This is a genomic window from Pseudomonas fluvialis, assembly GCF_014207935.1.
GTDB classification, from domain to species: Bacteria; Pseudomonadota; Gammaproteobacteria; order Pseudomonadales; family Pseudomonadaceae; genus Aquipseudomonas; species Aquipseudomonas fluvialis_A.
The window spans coordinates 424485-440009 of sequence record NZ_JACHLL010000001.1 but is presented as its reverse complement, the minus strand read 5'-3'; the positions used below and the strand labels follow the sequence as shown (position 1 = coordinate 440009).

At 57.2% G+C, this 15525-nt stretch carries 10 protein-coding genes; 9 read left to right on the top strand and 1 reads right to left on the bottom strand.

The features are described 5' to 3' along the window. Positions 1–55: 55 nt before the first annotated feature. Positions 56–2467, bottom strand: coding sequence for a penicillin-binding protein 1A (locus HNP49_RS01980; protein WP_184680161.1), 2412 nt, complete (start codon positions 2465–2467; stop codon positions 56–58). A 181-nt stretch (positions 2468–2648) separates the two neighbouring features. On the opposite strand from HNP49_RS01980, the gene HNP49_RS01975 reads away from it, so the two are divergent. The 9 genes from HNP49_RS01975 (at position 2649) to gltB (ending at position 15503) form a co-directional block, all read left to right on the top strand. Then, a complete protein-coding gene (locus HNP49_RS01975; protein ID WP_184680159.1) occupies positions 2649–3710 on the top strand; it encodes a pilus assembly protein PilM in 1062 nt (353 codons plus the stop codon). After that, positions 3710–4294, top strand: a complete 585-nt coding sequence (locus HNP49_RS01970; protein WP_184680157.1) for a PilN domain-containing protein — start codon at positions 3710–3712, stop codon at positions 4292–4294. The genes HNP49_RS01975 and HNP49_RS01970 overlap by 1 nt, the downstream gene beginning before the upstream one ends. Further along, entirely contained in the window at positions 4291–4941 is a 651-nt protein-coding gene (gene pilO / locus HNP49_RS01965) for a type 4a pilus biogenesis protein PilO (RefSeq protein ID WP_184680155.1), read from the top strand. The genes HNP49_RS01970 and pilO overlap by 4 nt, the downstream gene beginning before the upstream one ends. After that, positions 4938–5459 (top strand): type 4a pilus biogenesis lipoprotein PilP, encoded by a 522-nt coding sequence (gene pilP, locus HNP49_RS01960; RefSeq protein WP_184680153.1) that lies wholly within the window; start codon positions 4938–4940, stop codon positions 5457–5459. Before pilO ends, pilP begins: the two co-directional genes overlap by 4 nt. A 54-nt stretch (positions 5460–5513) precedes the next feature. Further along, positions 5514–7586, top strand: a complete 2073-nt coding sequence (gene pilQ / locus HNP49_RS01955; RefSeq protein WP_184681141.1) for a type IV pilus secretin PilQ — start codon at positions 5514–5516, stop codon at positions 7584–7586. A 4-nt stretch (positions 7587–7590) separates the two neighbouring features. Continuing rightward, positions 7591–8109, top strand: a complete 519-nt coding sequence (gene aroK, locus HNP49_RS01950; protein WP_184680151.1) for a shikimate kinase AroK — start codon at positions 7591–7593, stop codon at positions 8107–8109. Positions 8110–8161: 52 nt separating this feature from the next. Beyond that, positions 8162–9259: a 3-dehydroquinate synthase gene (gene aroB / locus HNP49_RS01945; RefSeq protein ID WP_184681139.1), complete on the top strand. Its 1098-nt coding sequence runs from the start codon at positions 8162–8164 to the stop codon at positions 9257–9259. A 14-nt stretch (positions 9260–9273) separates the two neighbouring features. Beyond that, the gene (locus HNP49_RS01940; RefSeq protein WP_184680149.1) at positions 9274–10851 is read left to right on the top strand and encodes an AAA family ATPase; all 1578 of its coding nucleotides are present in this window, start codon (positions 9274–9276) and stop codon (positions 10849–10851) included. 206 nt (positions 10852–11057) lie between these two features. Further along, a complete protein-coding gene (gene gltB / locus HNP49_RS01935) occupies positions 11058–15503 on the top strand; it encodes a glutamate synthase large subunit (RefSeq protein WP_184680148.1) in 4446 nt (1481 codons plus the stop codon). The last annotated feature ends 22 nt before the right edge of the window (positions 15504–15525 follow it).

The window sequence follows — 15525 nt, the reverse complement described above, 5'->3', positions numbered from 1 at the left end:
GGACTGCTCAATAAAAAGCCCCGCTTCGGCGGGGCTTTTTATTGACGCTTGTGAGTCAGAACAGATCCATTGGGGCGCTGCCGCTTTCGTCTTCCGGAAGGGGGCTGCCGGGAATGCTGCCAAAGCCATCCACTTCACTGGTCGGCGGCGGTGTGTCTTCGCTCTTGAATACCTCGAAATAGGCATCGTTGGCGCCTGGGGTGGCTGCGCGGCCGCTCTGTGGGTCAATGCGAAGACTGAGTATGCCAGCTGGTTCTGGCTGAAGGTGTTCCGGCTTGTCCTTGAGGGCAGCGCTCATGTAGCTCATCCAGATCGGCAGAGCAACGGTGCCGCCGTATTCGGTGCGGCCGAGGCTTTCTGGCTGATCGAAGCCTGCCCAGACGGTCGTTACATAGTCGGCATTGTAGCCAGAGAACCAGCTGTCCTTGGACTCGTTGGTAGTGCCTGTCTTGCCAGCAAGATCACTTCGCCCCATGGCGAGTGCGCGACGCCCAGTGCCGCGCCGGATAACATCCTGCAGCATTGAGGTCATGATGTACGTCGTGCGCTCGTCAACGACATGCTCCGCAGGCTTGGTTTCGGCAGTCGTGCTGTCGGTAGCCAAGTCAGTGGCGTCGGCTTCTGTGGGGGGGGCTGTTGATGGCACACTGGCCGGGTTGGCGCGGAAAACTACGTTGCCGGTTCGGTCGCTGATCTGCTCAATTAGGTATGGTGAAACGCGGTAGCCACCATTGGCAAGAACGCTCCAGCCAGTGGCAATTTCCAGCGGTGTGAGCGTGGCGGTGCCCAGGGCAAGGGAGAGATTGCGTGGCAGTTCGTCGCGCTTGAAGCCGAAGCGGGTGGCGTAGTTGAGCGCATAGTCGATGCCGATGGTTTGCAGTAGGCGAATCGACACCAGGTTGCGTGACTTGTACAGTGCTTCACGCAGGCGAATCGGGCCAAGAAAGGTGTTGTTGTCGTTCTTCGGACGCCAGGCTTCTTCCATGCCTGCTTCCTGGAACACTATGGGTGCGTCGTTGACCAAGCTGGCAGCGGTGAAGCCATTATCAAGTGCGGCTGCATAAATGAAGGGCTTGAAGCTGGAGCCAGGTTGTCGTTTGGCTTGGGCGGCGCGGTTGTAGTTGCTCTGCTCAAAGGAGAAGCCGCCGACCAGGGCGCGAATGGCACCGTTGTTAGGGTCTAGCGACACCAGAGCGCTTTGCGCGGCGGGAAGCTGGCGGAAGGTCAGGCTGCCATCCGGCATGCGCTCGACGCGAATCAGGTCGCCAATGGTGGCGACGTTGCTCGGGTTCTGTGGGCGCGCTCCGAGGCTGTTGGTATTCAGAAAGGGGCGTGCCCATTTCATGCTGTCCCAGCTGATGCTTTCTTCTTGCCCGGAGCGGGTGAGTACAAGCAGTCCGCTCTTTTCAACCTGGGTGACAATGGCTGGTTCGAGGATCCCCAGTGTCTTCTGTTTGAGGAGTTCCTGCATCCAGCTTTGTGGCGTCATGCCGGGAAAGCGGGCCTCGGGTCCTCGGTAACCATGACGCTGATCGTATTCGATCAGGCCTGATTGCACCGCGTGCGTGGCTGCCGTCTGCAGCTGGCTGGGTGTGGTCGTGATCACCGAAAAGCCTTCGGTGTAGGCATCGCTGCCATAGCGTCCGACCATTTCCGCGCGGGCCATCTCGGCAATGTAAGGGGCTTGCAGTTCAGGAGTGGCAACGTGATGAGTAACTTCGATGGGCTCTGCGAGTGCAGCCTGGTAGCGAGCTTGGTCAATTTTGCCTAGTTTCAGCATGCGACCAAGAATCCAGTCGCGACGCTCTTTGCTGCGCTGCGGGTTGATCAGCGGGTTGAAGCGCGAGGGCGCCTTGGGCAGTCCGGCGATCATGGCCAACTGGGCTAGGCTGAGCTGGTTGATGCTTTTGCCGTAGTAGACCTGGGCGGCGGCCTCAATGCCATAGGCGCGATTGCCGAGGTAGATTTTGTTGATATAGAGCTCAAGGATTTCGTCCTTGCTCAGTTGGCGCTCGATCTGCAAAGCCAGCAGGATTTCGGTGAGCTTGCGTGAGAAGCTTCGCTCGGGTGTCAGGAAGAAATTCTTCGCTACCTGCATGGTGATGGTGCTGCCACCGCTCTGAATCTGCCCGCTTTGCAAAATTTGCGTGGCAGCACGCATCAAGCTGCTTGGGTCGACACCATAATGGTTGGCGAAGTTATCGTCTTCAGCTGCCAGGATGGCGTTGGTGAAATCGCTGGGAATCTGCTGGAAACTAATGGGCGAGCGCCGCATTTCACCAAACTCGGCAATCAGCTTGCCATCCTGGCTGTACACCCTGAGGGGGATCTGCAGTTTGATCGTGCGTAGCGACTCGACGGATGGCAAGCCGGGACTAAGATAAAGGTAGGTACCGCTCAAACTGAGTAGCAAGCCACAAAAAATGGCAACGCCGGACCACCAGAAAAGCTTCAACAAGCGCATCAAGGCTATTGGATTTCCAGTTAAAAGAATGGGTTATGAGGAAGGCGGGGCTGAAAGGGAAAAGCTGTTCACATTATAAGCGTTTTTTTTCCTGGGTAGCCATTTGCGCTTCTGTCAAGACTGTTATTTAATGTGGAAAAACATAAATCGTCCGTAAGTTACGGATGCTGATAGGAAATCGGTCGTGCTAGGGCTCAATAAGAAAGCGAACACGCTGCTGGGGATCGATATCAGTTCGACCTCGGTCAAGCTCCTTGAACTGAGTCGCTCAGGTAGCCGCTATAAAGTGGAGGCCTACGCCGTCGAGCCGCTCCCCCCAAATGCTGTCGTGGAAAAGAACATCGCCGAGCTGGAGGGCGTGGGGCAGGCGTTGACACGAGTCCTCGCTAAGGCGAAGACCAGCGCACGCATGGTTGCAGTGGCGGTTGCTGGTTCTGCGGTCATTACTAAAACGATCGAAATGGAAGCTGGCCTCTCCGATGATGAATTGGAGAATCAGCTGAAGATCGAGGCTGACCAATACATTCCCTATCCTCTTGAAGAAGTAGCGATCGACTTCGAAGTGCAGGGTGTTTCCGCGAGAAATCCTGAGCGCGTCGAGGTGCTACTGGCCGCGTGCCGCAAGGAAAACGTTGAGGTTCGTGAGGCGGCGTTGGCGCTCGCGGGGCTGACTGCCAAGGTTGTCGACGTCGAGGCATACGCGCTCGAGCGGGCCTATTCGTTGATGCTGCCGCAGTTGGGTGCTGGTCAGGATGATCTGACTGTAGCTGTGGTTGACGTAGGCGCGACCATGACCACGCTGAGTGTTTTGCATGGTGGCAAGACGATCTACACACGCGAACAGCTGTTTGGTGGTCGTCAACTGACAGAGGAGATTCAGCGCCGCTACGGTCTGTCGGTCGAAGAGGCAGGTCTTGCCAAGAAACAGGGCGGTCTTCCGGATGATTACGAGTCCGAAGTATTGCAGCCATTTAAAGATGCTGTGGTGCAGCAGGTTTCCCGCTCTCTGCAGTTTTTCTTTGCGGCGGGACAGTTCAATGAGGTTGATTACATTCTTCTCGCCGGTGGTACAGCATCCATTGCGGATCTGGATCGACTCATTCAGCAGAAAATCGGTACTCCTACCTTGGTGGCTAATCCGTTTGCCGACATGGCATTGAGTGGCAAGGTGAATGCGGGTGCATTGGCCAGTGATGCGCCGTCCTTGATGATTGCCTGCGGTTTGGCAATGAGGAGTTTCGACTAATGGCACGGATTAACCTCTTACCTTGGCGCGAGCAATTACGCGAGGAGCGCAAGCAGCGCTTTCTTGTGGCAATGGTAGTTTTCATCGGCCTTGGTGCTGGTCTGCTCTTCCTGGCTGCGCAATACCTGAATGCACAAATTGAAACTCAGATGGCTCGGAATGAGTTTGTGCGTAAAGAGATTGCCGTTCTGGATGCGCGCATCAAGGAAATCAGTGAGCTGAAAACTAAAAAAGAGCAGTTGCTAGAGCGGATGAAGATCATCCAAGACTTGCAGGGTAACCGGCCAGTGATCGGTCGTGTATTTGACCAGTTGGTTCGTACGCTGCCTGATGGTGTGTATTTCTCAAGCGTGAAAATGGCTGGAAAGACCATCACTATTGCTGGTGCCGCCGAGTCAAATAACCGAGTATCCAACTTAATGCGTAATCTGGATGCTTCCGAGTGGCTAGAGTTGCCAAATTTGTCCGAGGTCAAGGCAGTGACGGCAGGAGCTGTGGATCAGGCAAACGTTTTTTTGCTCACGGTTCAGCAGACTCAGCCTGCGGTAGAAGAAGAGCCTAAGGCCGGAGGTATAAAGAAATGAGTCTTTCTGACTCCCTTGAGTCTCTGCGCAAGATCGATATCAATGATCTTGATGTCAATAATCTTGGCTCTTGGCCGGTTCCGATCAAGTTTTTGACTTGTGTCATTCTCTTAGCAGCGGTTCTTGGTTTGGGCTATTACTTCTATCTTGGTGATTTGCAACTTCAGTTGGATCAGCAGCGTGCGCAAGAGGCAACGCTGAAGCAGCAGTTTTCTACCAAGGCATTCCAGGCGGCAAACCTTGAAGCATACAAGGTTCAGATGGCCGAGATGGAGGAGTCGTTCGGAGCTTTGTTGCGGCAGTTACCGAGTGATACCGAGGTTCCTGGTTTGCTTGAGGACATCACGCGGACAGGGCTTGGAAGTGGCTTGGAGTTTTCTGAAATCAAGTTGCAGCCTGAGGTCGCTCAGCAGTTCTATATTGAGCTTCCGATAAAAATATCCGTAGTTGGCAGCTACCACGACTTGGCTACGTTTGTTAGTGGGGTGGCTAGTCTTCCTCGAATTGTCACGCTTCATGATTTTGAAGTTAAACCAGTGACCGCTGAGGCTGGAAGCTCGCGATTGGCTATGTCCATACTGGCAAAAACATATCGCTATAACGACAAAGGCTTGTCGGCAGGTAATAAGGAGCTTAAGAAAAAATGAAGCTCTCATGGTTTCCAATAGCATTTTGCGCTCTGCTGGTTGGGTGTGATTCGAATAGTGACTTTGCAGACTTGCAAAGTTTCATGGCCGACGTCAAAGCCAAGCCTAAAGGGGCAATCGAACCGCTCCCAAAATTCCAAGCGTATGAGGCTTTTACTTACAACGCTGCAGCCCTGCGTAGCCCGTTTCAACCGCCAATCAAGATTGATCTTGTTCAGCGTGAAAAGGGCTCGAAGGAAATAAAGCCTGATGAAACAAGGGTTAAGCAGTTCTTGGAAGGTTTCAATATCGAGACCTTTGAAATGGTCGGCACTCTCAAGAATGAGGCAGGAGCTTATGCCTTGGTCAAGGGGGCGGGCGGCGTGCATCGAGTGCGGGCAGGTGATTACTTGGGGCGCAATCACGGCAAAATAATGACGATTGATGAGTCGAAAATTGATGTCATGGAAATTGTCCCTGATGGTGAGGGGGGGTGGTTGGAGCGCCCTAGAACTTTGCCGTTGAAGGAGCGCGCTTAAATGACCAAGCTGAAAATTAAAAATAACTATTTGTCTGCCAAGTGGAATCAGTCCATGAACAGCTCACTGTCACGTTTCGGAATTTCTCTTTTGGCCCTGCTGGTCAGTCCCGCTGTTCTTGCTACTACACTGCAGGGATTGGATGTGGCCTCACTGCCAGGTGATCGTGTAGAGCTGAAGCTTACATTTGACGAGCCGGTTACTGCGCCGCGTGGATACACGATTGAACAACCGGCTCGCATTGCGCTGGACCTGCCGGGGGTTGACAGTGCCTTGGCTACGAAGAATCGCGAACTGGGGGTTGGTAATGCGCGCAGTGTGACCGTTGTTGAAGCTAAGGATCGCACTCGTTTAATTATCAATTTGACTAATTTGGCGCCTTATAACACGCGGGTTGATGGGAATAATCTTTTTGTTTTGGTTGGCGGGACGCCGTCGGCAGCCGTGGCCGTTGCGCCAACTTCTGTTGCGGGGACTGCGGCTTCAAAATCGGTTTCCAAGTCATATGTTCCGGTTGGTCGCGCCATCAGTAATATTGACTTTCAGCGCGGTGAACAGGGGGAGGGGAATGTTGTTATTCAGCTCTCTGACCCCTCGGTGAGTCCGGATATTCAGGAGCAAGGCGGTAAGATTCGTCTTGAGTTTGCTAAAACTCAGTTGCCTGAGTCTTTGCGTGTGCGCTTGGATGTTAAGGATTTTGCTACTCCTGTTCAGTTCGTAAATGCGAGTGCTTCTGCAGATAAGGCCAGTGTGGTTATTGAGCCTAGTGGCTATTACGACTATCTCGCCTATCAGGCTGAGGATAAGTTGACTATCAGTATCAAGCCGCTTAGTCAGGGTGATGTTGAGAAGAAAAAGGCAGAGCGATTTGCCTACTCGGGGGAGAAGCTTTCTCTGAACTTTCAGGATATTGATGTTCGCTCTGTATTGCAGTTGATCGCCGATTTTACGGATTTGAACCTGGTGGCGAGTGATACGGTGCAAGGCAATATCACCTTGCGCTTACAGAATGTGCCTTGGGATCAGGCTCTTGACTTGGTTCTGAAAACTAAAGGGTTGGATAAGCGTAAAGTCGGTAATGTGCTTTTGGTGGCGCCAGCCGATGAAATTGCAGCGCGTGAGCGTCAGGAGTTGGAGTCGCAAAAGCAAATTGCGGAATTAGCCCCGCTGAAGCGTGAGCTCATACAGGTGAACTACGCTAAGGCCTCTGATATAGCTAAGCTGTTTCAGTCGGTAACCAGTGCAGAGGAAGCGACCGAAGAGCGTGGCTCAATTACTGTCGATGATCGAACTAACAGCATTATCGCGTATCAGACCCAAGATAAGCTTGATGAGTTACGTCGTATCGTTGCCCAGCTGGATATTCCAGTTCGGCAGGTTATGATCGAGGCTAGGATTGTCGAGGCGAATGTGGACTTCGATAAAGAGCTTGGCGTTGAGTGGCGCGGTGTGGGAGTTGGCGATAATAACTGGGTTGTTGGTGGCTCGAATAGCTTGGTCAAAAATTCTGATCCCCTGGAAATCGATGCGGGCACCTTCACTGATCTAGGTGCTGCAGGTGCTACTTCTGGCATAAATCTGGGGTTCATTACTGATAATACAATCTTGGATCTTGAACTCTCAGCTATGGAGAAGACAGGGAATGGTGAAGTGATTTCCCAGCCCAAGGTCGTAACCTCTGACAAGGAAACAGCAAAAATTGCCAAAGGTACTGAGATCCCTTATCAGGAAGCTAGTTCTAGTGGTGCAACCTCTACCTCCTTCAAGGAGGCTACACTGTCGCTTGAGGTAACTCCGCAGATCACTCCTGATAATCGTATTATCATGGAAGTTAAAGTCACCAAGGATGAGCCTGACTTCTCTCGTGTGAGTGCTACTGGTGCGCCGCCCATCAAGAAGAATGAAGTCAATGCCAAGGTGCTAGCCTCTGACGGCGAAACAATTGTTATCGGTGGTGTATTCTCCAATACACAGACCAAGTCGGTGGACAAGGTGCCATTCTTAGGGGATCTGCCTTACTTGGGTCGCCTGTTCAGTCACGATGTTGTAAAGGACAGCAAGACTGAGCTTTTGGTTTTCCTCACGCCGCGAATCATGAATAACCAGGCTATCGCGGTAACCCGCTAACTCTGTGAATAACATTGTTCTGATTGGCCCGATGGGTGCTGGTAAGAGCACCATCGGGCGTCTTCTTTCTAAAGAGCTGCGCTTGCCGTTCAAGGATTCCGATAAGGAAATTGAACAGCGCACAGGCGCGGATATTCCCTGGATTTTCGATGTGGAGGGCGAGCAGGGCTTTCGTGAGCGTGAACAGGCGGTTATTGCCGATCTAAGCGCGGGCGAGGCTCTGGTCCTGGCTACCGGCGGTGGTGCCGTATTGCGCGAGGCAAATCGGCGCAGTTTGCGTGATGGCGGCCGCGTCGTTTATCTGCATGCCTCCGTGGATCAGCAGATTGAGCGTACTGCCCGAGATCGCAATCGTCCGTTGCTGCAGCGTGACGATCCGGCAAAAGTTCTGCGTGAACTGATGGCTATTCGCGATCCGCTCTACCGCGAAATCGCGGACATCATCATTGAAACCGATGAGCGCCCGCCGCGCATGGTGGTGCAGGAGATCATCGAGCGGCTTCGCGCACTTCCTCCCCGTTAATGCCGGCTTCAAACTGGAGTATCCTATGCCCCTTCGTTTTCTAGGGGGCGTCATGCGGACACTTCAGGTTGATCTTGGCGATCGCAGTTATCCCATTCATATCGGTTCGGGCCTGTTGGCTGTGCGTGAGTTGATTGCTCCGCATATTGCTGGTCAGCAGGTTGCAATTGTGACCAATGAAACCGTGGCTCCGCTGTATCTGCAGCAGTTGATCGACACGCTTGATGGCTTTACGGTGTTGCCGATTGTTCTGCCCGATGGCGAGGAATTTAAAAACTGGGAAGTGCTGCAGCGCATTTTTGATGCATTGCTTGAAGCCCGGCATGACCGTAAAACAACGCTCATAGCGCTTGGCGGTGGCGTGATTGGCGATATGACGGGGTTTGCTGCGGCCAGCTATCAGCGTGGGGTCGACTTTATTCAGATTCCGACCACGCTGTTGTCTCAAGTCGATTCGTCGGTAGGCGGCAAGACCGGGATCAATCACCCGCTTGGCAAGAATATGATCGGGGCGTTCTATCAGCCCAAGGCGGTGATCATTGATATCGCCACACTGAAAACTTTGCCGGAGCGTGAGTTGTCGGCAGGTTTGGCTGAAGTGATCAAGTATGGGCTTATCTGTGATGAGCCATTTCTGGCCTGGCTGGAGCAGCACATGGCCGGACTGCTTGCGCTTGATGAGGCACTTCTGAGTGAGGCTATCGAGCGCTCCTGTGCTGCCAAGGCGCGTGTGGTGTCGGCCGATGAGCGTGAAGGCGGGATTCGGGCGATTTTGAACCTCGGCCATACCTTTGGTCATGCCATCGAGACTCATCAGGGCTACGGCGTCTGGCTGCATGGTGAGGCCGTGTCGGCCGGAACGGTGATGGCGCTGGAAATGTCCTGTCAGCTCGGCAGTATCACCCAGGAGCAGCGCGATCGTGCGATTCGTCTGTTGCGCAGCGCTCGTCTTCCCATCACTCCGCCCGTCGATATGGCGCCTGCTGATTTTGCGCGGCATATGGCCGTCGACAAGAAAGTTCTGAATGGCAAGTTGCGTCTGGTTCTGCTGTCTGCGCTGGGTGAGGCTGTCATCAGTGGTGACTTTCCGCGTGCCGTGCTGGACAGTGTTCTGGCAACCGATTACCAGCGCATTGCCGCGCAAATCTAAGAGATTGCAGTCTGATGACCAACTTGCATGCCGATGAGGCTTTCCTCGGCCACTATCAGTTCAGCCACGATCCTTTTGCTCCGCGCGTGCCCGGTTTCAAGTTTTTCCCGGCGCAGCGCAAGCCTGTACTGGGGCAGTTGCATCATCTGGCCCGTTACAGCCAGTTGCTGCTGACCGTCACCGGCCCGCGGGGCAGCGGCAAGACATTGCTGCGCCAGGCGCTGGTGGCCAGTACCAACAAGCAGTCCGTGCAAAGCGTGGTTGTTGCGGCGCGCAGTGGTGGTGTTGATGCGGCGGCGGTATTGCGTCAGATCGCTCAGGGCTTAGCAGTTGCTCAGGCGGATCTGCGCTCGATTCTGGCTCAGGTGGCGCAGCTTTCGCTGACGGGGCAGGAGGTCTACCTGCTGGTTGATGACGCCGAGTTGCTGGATGACTCGGCCCTGCAGGCATTGCTTGCGCTGGCAGCTGGAGATGGTCCCGGACATCCGCATGTATTCCTGTTTGCCAGTTCTGCTGTGGTTCCTCGTCTGGAGTCGCTGGCGAATGGTGAAGAGTGCGTGCATGCCATCGAGTTACAGCCTTATTCGCTGGATGAGATGCGTGAATATCTTGCTCAGCGCCTCGAGGGGGCTGGTCAGGGCATTGAGTTGCTGAGTGACGAGCAGTTGGAGGATATCCACGAGCAGTCCTCGGGCTGGCCGGGGCTGGTCAATCAGGTCGCTCGTGATGTGATGATCGAGTCAATGCTGGCCGAGCGCGCTGGTAGCCGTGCAGGTGGCGCCGGCTTGAAGTTGCCGGTCAAGCATCTGGTGGCGCTGGTGGTTGTGGCGCTTGGTGTTACGGCTGCGTGGTTCATGCAAAGTAATAGCGAGCAGCCAGCTTCGTCGCCTGAAGTGGCTCTGCAACAGCCGGCAGGTATTCCAGCTGATTCGCCGGCTCCATCGGAGGGGGCGGCGCCGGCCGTGGAGTTTGCGGGGGGGAATCAGCCACTGCCTTTGCCCTTGGTGGGTGAGGCGCAGCCGGTGATTCGTCAACCGCTGGCACAGGCGGCGGGTGAAGGGGAGGCTGAGGAGCCGGTTGCTGATCTGTCTCAGATGGCACCGCCGGTTGCACCTGCTTCGCAGCCAAGCTTGCCAGCGACCGCTCAGATTGCTCCGGCTCCGGCTCCGGCTCCGGCTCCGGCTGTAGCGCCAGTCGTGAAGCCGGTGGCTGCCGCTCCAGCTCCAGTAAAGCCAGCGGCACCGGTTGCCAAGCCTGCCGCTCCTGCGCCGGTCAAGCCCGCTCCTGTTGCAGCCAAGCCGACTTCGCAGGGGACTGCTTGGTATGCCGGCCAGCCGGCTACGCATTTTGCCCTGCAGGTATTCGGCACCCGTTCTGAGTCGGCGGCTAAAAGCTTTGTCGGGCAGCAGGGGAGTCAGTATCACTACTACCGCAAGTCCCATCAGGGGCAGGCGCTGTACGTGGTTACCTATGGCAGCTTTGCCTCGCGGGCCGCGGCCCAGGCGGCAATCAAGTCCATGCCTGCCAAGCTTCAGGCTGGCAAGCCTTTCCCCAAGAGCTTTGCCAGCATCAAGCAAGAAATCGCTAGGTAACAGCGACCCGCAAGCCATAGCATGGCTTGCGGGTCGCGTTGTTCCGGAAAAGCGACATTTGGTTTCTTTTTTGCGCGACGAAAAATTGTAACGCACGCTGCGTGGTGTGTATTATGCCCTCCCTTTTGCCTGCGCAAAGCTGGCGCTTCGACCTGCGCGCTTGGTAAGTTTTTGAAATATTTGGAATTTTTCTGGTGGGAGTTCCTATGAGAGCAGGTTTGTACCGTCCTGATGAGTTCAAGGATAACTGCGGCTTTGGCCTGATCGCCCACATGGAAGGTGAGGCCAGTCACCATTTGCTGAACACGGCCATTGAAGCGCTGACCTGCATGACCCACCGCGGCGGCATCAACGCCGACGGCAAAACCGGTGACGGTTGCGGTCTGTTGATCCAGAAGCCGGATCTTTTCCTGCGTGCCGTCGCCAAAGAACAGTTTGGCTGTGAGCTGCCGCAGCAGTACGCCGTGGGCATGGTCTTCCTCAATCAGGATGCAGCTAAGGCTGACGCTGCTCGCGCGAACATGAACCGCGAGATCGAGCGTGAAGGTCTCAAGCTGGTTGGCTGGCGCAAGGTGCCGGTCGATACCAGCGTACTTGGCCGTCTGGCACTTGAGCGTCTGCCGCAGATCGAGCAGGTATTCATCGGCGGTGAAGGCCTGAGCGATCAGGAATTTGCCATCAAGCTGTTCTGCGCCCGTCGCCGCTCCTCGGTAGCCAACGCCGCAGACACCGAGCACTACATCTGCAGCTTCTCGCACAAGACCATCATCTATAAAGGTCTGATGATGCCGGCGGACCTGCAGCAGTTCTACCCGGATCTGGGTGACGAGCGCCTGCAGACTGCGATCTGCGTCTTCCACCAGCGCTTCTCCACCAACACCCTGCCGAAGTGGCCGCTGGCTCAGCCGTTCCGCTTCCTGGCGCACAACGGTGAAATCAACACCATCACCGGTAACCGCAACTGGGCGCAGGCGCGTCGCACCAAGTTCAGCAATGACCGTCTGCCGGCTCTGGAAGAGTTGGGCCCGCTGGTCAACCGTGTGGGCTCGGACTCCTCGAGCATGGACAACATGCTGGAGCTGATGGTCACCGGCGGTATCGACCTATTCCGCGGCGTGCGCATGATCATTCCGCCGGCCTGGCAGAACGTCGAGACCATGGACGCCGACCTGCGCGCGTTCTACGAATACAACTCCATGCACATGGAGCCCTGGGACGGTCCGGCTGGCGTCGTGCTCACCGATGGTCGCTATGCCGTCTGCCTGCTCGACCGTAATGGACTGCGGCCGGCGCGCTGGGTCACCACCAAGAACGGCTACATCACCCTGGCGTCGGAAATCGGCGTGTGGGATTACAAGCCGGAAGACGTGATCGCCAAGGGGCGTGTCGGCCCGGGTCAGATCCTGGCTGTGGACACCGAAACCGGCCAGGTGCTGAGCACCGACGACATCGACAACCGCCTGAAGTCGCGCCACCCCTACAAGCAGTGGCTGCGTCAGGGCGCGGTGCGTATTCAGGCTGCGCTGGACGATGACCAGGGCGTGGCCAGCTACGATGCTGACCAGCTCAAGCAGTTCATGAAGATGTTCCAGGTCACCTTCGAGGAGCGTGACCAGGTGCTGCGTCCGCTGGCCGAGCAGGGCCAGGAAGCTGTCGGCTCGATGGGCGACGACACGCCAATGGCGGTGCTGTCGCAGCGCGTGCGCTCGACCTACGACTACTTCCGCCAGCAGTTCGCCCAGGTGACCAACCCGCCGATCGACCCGCTGCGTGAAGCGATCGTGATGTCCCTGGAAATCTGCCTGGGCGCCGAGCGCAATATCTTCGAAGAGTCGCCAGCCCATGCCAGCCGCGTGATCCTCACCAGCCCGGTGATCTCGCCGGCCAAGTGGCGCGCGCTGATGAATCTGCAGACCCCCGGCTTCGAACGTCATGTCATCGACATGAACTACGACGAGTCGCAGGGCCTGGAGGCTGCCGTGCGCAGCATGGCCGATCAGGCCGAAGAGGCCGTGCGTGCCGGCAAGACGCTGCTGGTGCTGACCGACCGCAACATCGCTCCGGGCAAGCTGCCGGCGCATGCGTCACTGGTTACCGGCGCCGTGCACCATCGCCTGACCGAGCAGGGGCTGCGTTGCGACTGCAACATCCTGGTCGAGACCGCCACCGCCCGTGACCCGCACCATTTTGCCGTGCTGGTGGGCTTCGGTGCGTCCGCGGTGTACCCGTACCTAGCCTACGAAGTGTTGGCCGACCTGATTCGTACCGGCGAAGTGCTGGGCGATCTGGACGAAGTGTTCAAGCACTACCGCAAGGGTATCGCCAAGGGCCTGCTGAAGATCCTGTCGAAGATGGGCATCTCCACCATCGCCTCCTACCGTGGCGCCCAGCTGTTCGAGGCCGTCGGCCTGTCCGAGGAAGTGGTCGAGCTGAGCTTCCGTGGCGTTGCGAGCCGCATCAAGGGGGCGCGTTTCGTCGATATCGAAAGCGAGCAGAAGCTGCTGGCTGCCGAAGCCTGGAGTGCGCGCAAGCCGATCCAGCAGGGCGGTCTGCTCAAGTTCGTCTACGGTGGCGAATACCACGCCTACAACCCGGACGTGGTCAACACCCTGCAGGCCGCCGTGCAGCAGGGCGACTACGCCAAGTACAAGGAATACTCCGCGCTGGTCGATACCCGTCCGGTATCGATGATCCGCGACCTGCTCAAGGTCAAGCTGGCGGACAAGCCGCTGTCGCTGGACGAGGTCGAGCCGTTCGAGGAGATCCTCAAGCGCTTCGACTCCGCCGGTATTTCCCTCGGTGCCCTGTCACCGGAAGCCCACGAGGCCATCGCCGAGGCGATGAACCGCCTGGGCGCGCGCTCCAACTCCGGTGAGGGCGGTGAAGACCCAGCCCGTTACGGCACGGTGAAGAGCTCGAAGATCAAGCAGGTGGCCACCGGTCGTTTCGGCGTGACGCCGGAATACCTGGTCAATGCCGAAGTGCTGCAGATCAAGGTCGCTCAGGGCGCCAAGCCCGGTGAGGGCGGCCAGTTGCCGGGTGGCAAGGTCAATCCGCTGATCGCCCGTCTGCGTTACGCGGTGCCGGGCGTGACCCTGATTTCGCCGCCGCCGCACCACGACATCTACTCGATCGAAGACCTGGCGCAGCTGATCTATGACCTCAAGCAGGTCAATCCGCAGGCGCTGGTGTCGGTCAAGCTGGTGGCCGAGGCCGGTGTCGGCACCATCGCTGCCGGCGTGGCCAAGGCCTATGCCGACCTGATCACCATCTCCGGTTACGACGGTGGTACCGGCGCCTCGCCGATCACCTCGATCAAGTACGCTGGCGCGCCGTGGGAACTCGGTCTGGCCGAAACCCACCAGACCCTGCGCGGCAACGACCTGCGTGGCAAGGTGCGGGTACAGACCGACGGTGGTCTGAAGACCGGTCTCGACGTGATCAAGGCCGCCATCCTCGGCGCCGAGAGCTTTGGCTTCGGCACCGCGCCGATGATCGCCCTGGGCTGTAAGTACCTGCGTATCTGCCACCTGAACAACTGCGCCACCGGCGTGGCCACTCAGAACGACAAGCTGCGCAAGGACCACTTCATCGGTACCGTCGAGATGGTGATGAACTTCTTCACCTACGTCGCCGAGGAAACCCGCGAGTGGCTGGCCAAGCTGGGCGTGCGCAGTCTGGGCGAGCTGATCGGCCGTACCGATCTGCTTGAAGTGCTGCCGGGTGAAACCGACAAGCAGCAGTTCCTCGACCTGACTCCGTTGCTGGGCAGCGATCACATTCCGGCGGATAAGCCGCAGTTCTGTGAAGTTGACCGCAACCCGCCGTTCGATCAGGGCCTGCTGGCCGAGAAGATGGCCGAGCTGACCAAGGACGCGATTGCCAACAAGTCCGGTGGCGAGTTCGCCCTGGACATCTGCAACTGCGACCGTTCCATCGGTGCGCGTGTGTCGGGCGAAATCGCCCGTGCCCACGGCAACCAGGGCATGGCCAGCGCCCCGATCACCTTCCGCTTCAAGGGCACTGCGGGTCAGAGCTTCGGTGTGTGGAACGCCGGCGGTCTGAACCTGCACCTGGAAGGCGACGCCAACGACTACGTCGGCAAGGGCATGACCGGCGGCAAGCTGGTGATCGTTCCGCCGGCTGGCAGCCCCTTCAAGAGCCAGGAGTCGGCCATCATCGGCAACACCTGTCTGTACGGCGCCACCGGCGGCAAGCTGTTCGCCGTAGGGACCGCCGGCGAGCGTTTTGCCGTGCGTAACTCCGGTGCTCATGCTGTCGTGGAAGGCACTGGCGACCACTGCTGCGAGTACATGACTGGCGGTTTCGTCTGCGTACTGGGCAAGACCGGCTACAACTTCGGTTCCGGTATGACCGGTGGCTTTGCCTACGTGCTGGACGAAGACAACAGCTTCGTCGATCGCGTCAACCACGAACTGGTGGAAATCCAGCGCATCAACAACGAAGCCATGGAAGCCTACCGCACTCACCTGCAGCGCGTGCTCGCCGAGTACGTCGAGGAGAGCGGCAGCGCCTGGGGTCGTCACCTGCTGGACAACCTGGATGACTACGTGCGCAAGTTCTGGCTGGTCAAGCCCAAGGCGGCCAGCTTGAAGACCCTGCTCACCAGCACCCGTGCCAACCCGCAATAACAAGCGCCCGAAGTGGTTTGAT

What these genes read in the sequence shown, in the direction of transcription:
- HNP49_RS01970 (WP_184680157.1), top strand. Translation starts at nt 3,710, where the DNA reads ATGGCACGGATTAACCTCTTACCTTGGCGCGAGCAATTACGCGAGGAG.
- aroB (WP_184681139.1), top strand. Translation starts at nt 8,162, where the DNA reads ATGCGGACACTTCAGGTTGATCTTGGCGATCGCAGTTATCCCATTCAT.
- pilQ (WP_184681141.1), top strand. Translation starts at nt 5,514, where the DNA reads ATGAACAGCTCACTGTCACGTTTCGGAATTTCTCTTTTGGCCCTGCTG.
- pilO (WP_184680155.1), top strand. Translation starts at nt 4,291, where the DNA reads ATGAGTCTTTCTGACTCCCTTGAGTCTCTGCGCAAGATCGATATCAAT.
- HNP49_RS01940 (WP_184680149.1), top strand. Translation starts at nt 9,274, where the DNA reads ATGACCAACTTGCATGCCGATGAGGCTTTCCTCGGCCACTATCAGTTC.
- pilP (WP_184680153.1), top strand. Translation starts at nt 4,938, where the DNA reads ATGAAGCTCTCATGGTTTCCAATAGCATTTTGCGCTCTGCTGGTTGGG.
- gltB (WP_184680148.1), top strand. Translation starts at nt 11,058, where the DNA reads ATGAGAGCAGGTTTGTACCGTCCTGATGAGTTCAAGGATAACTGCGGC.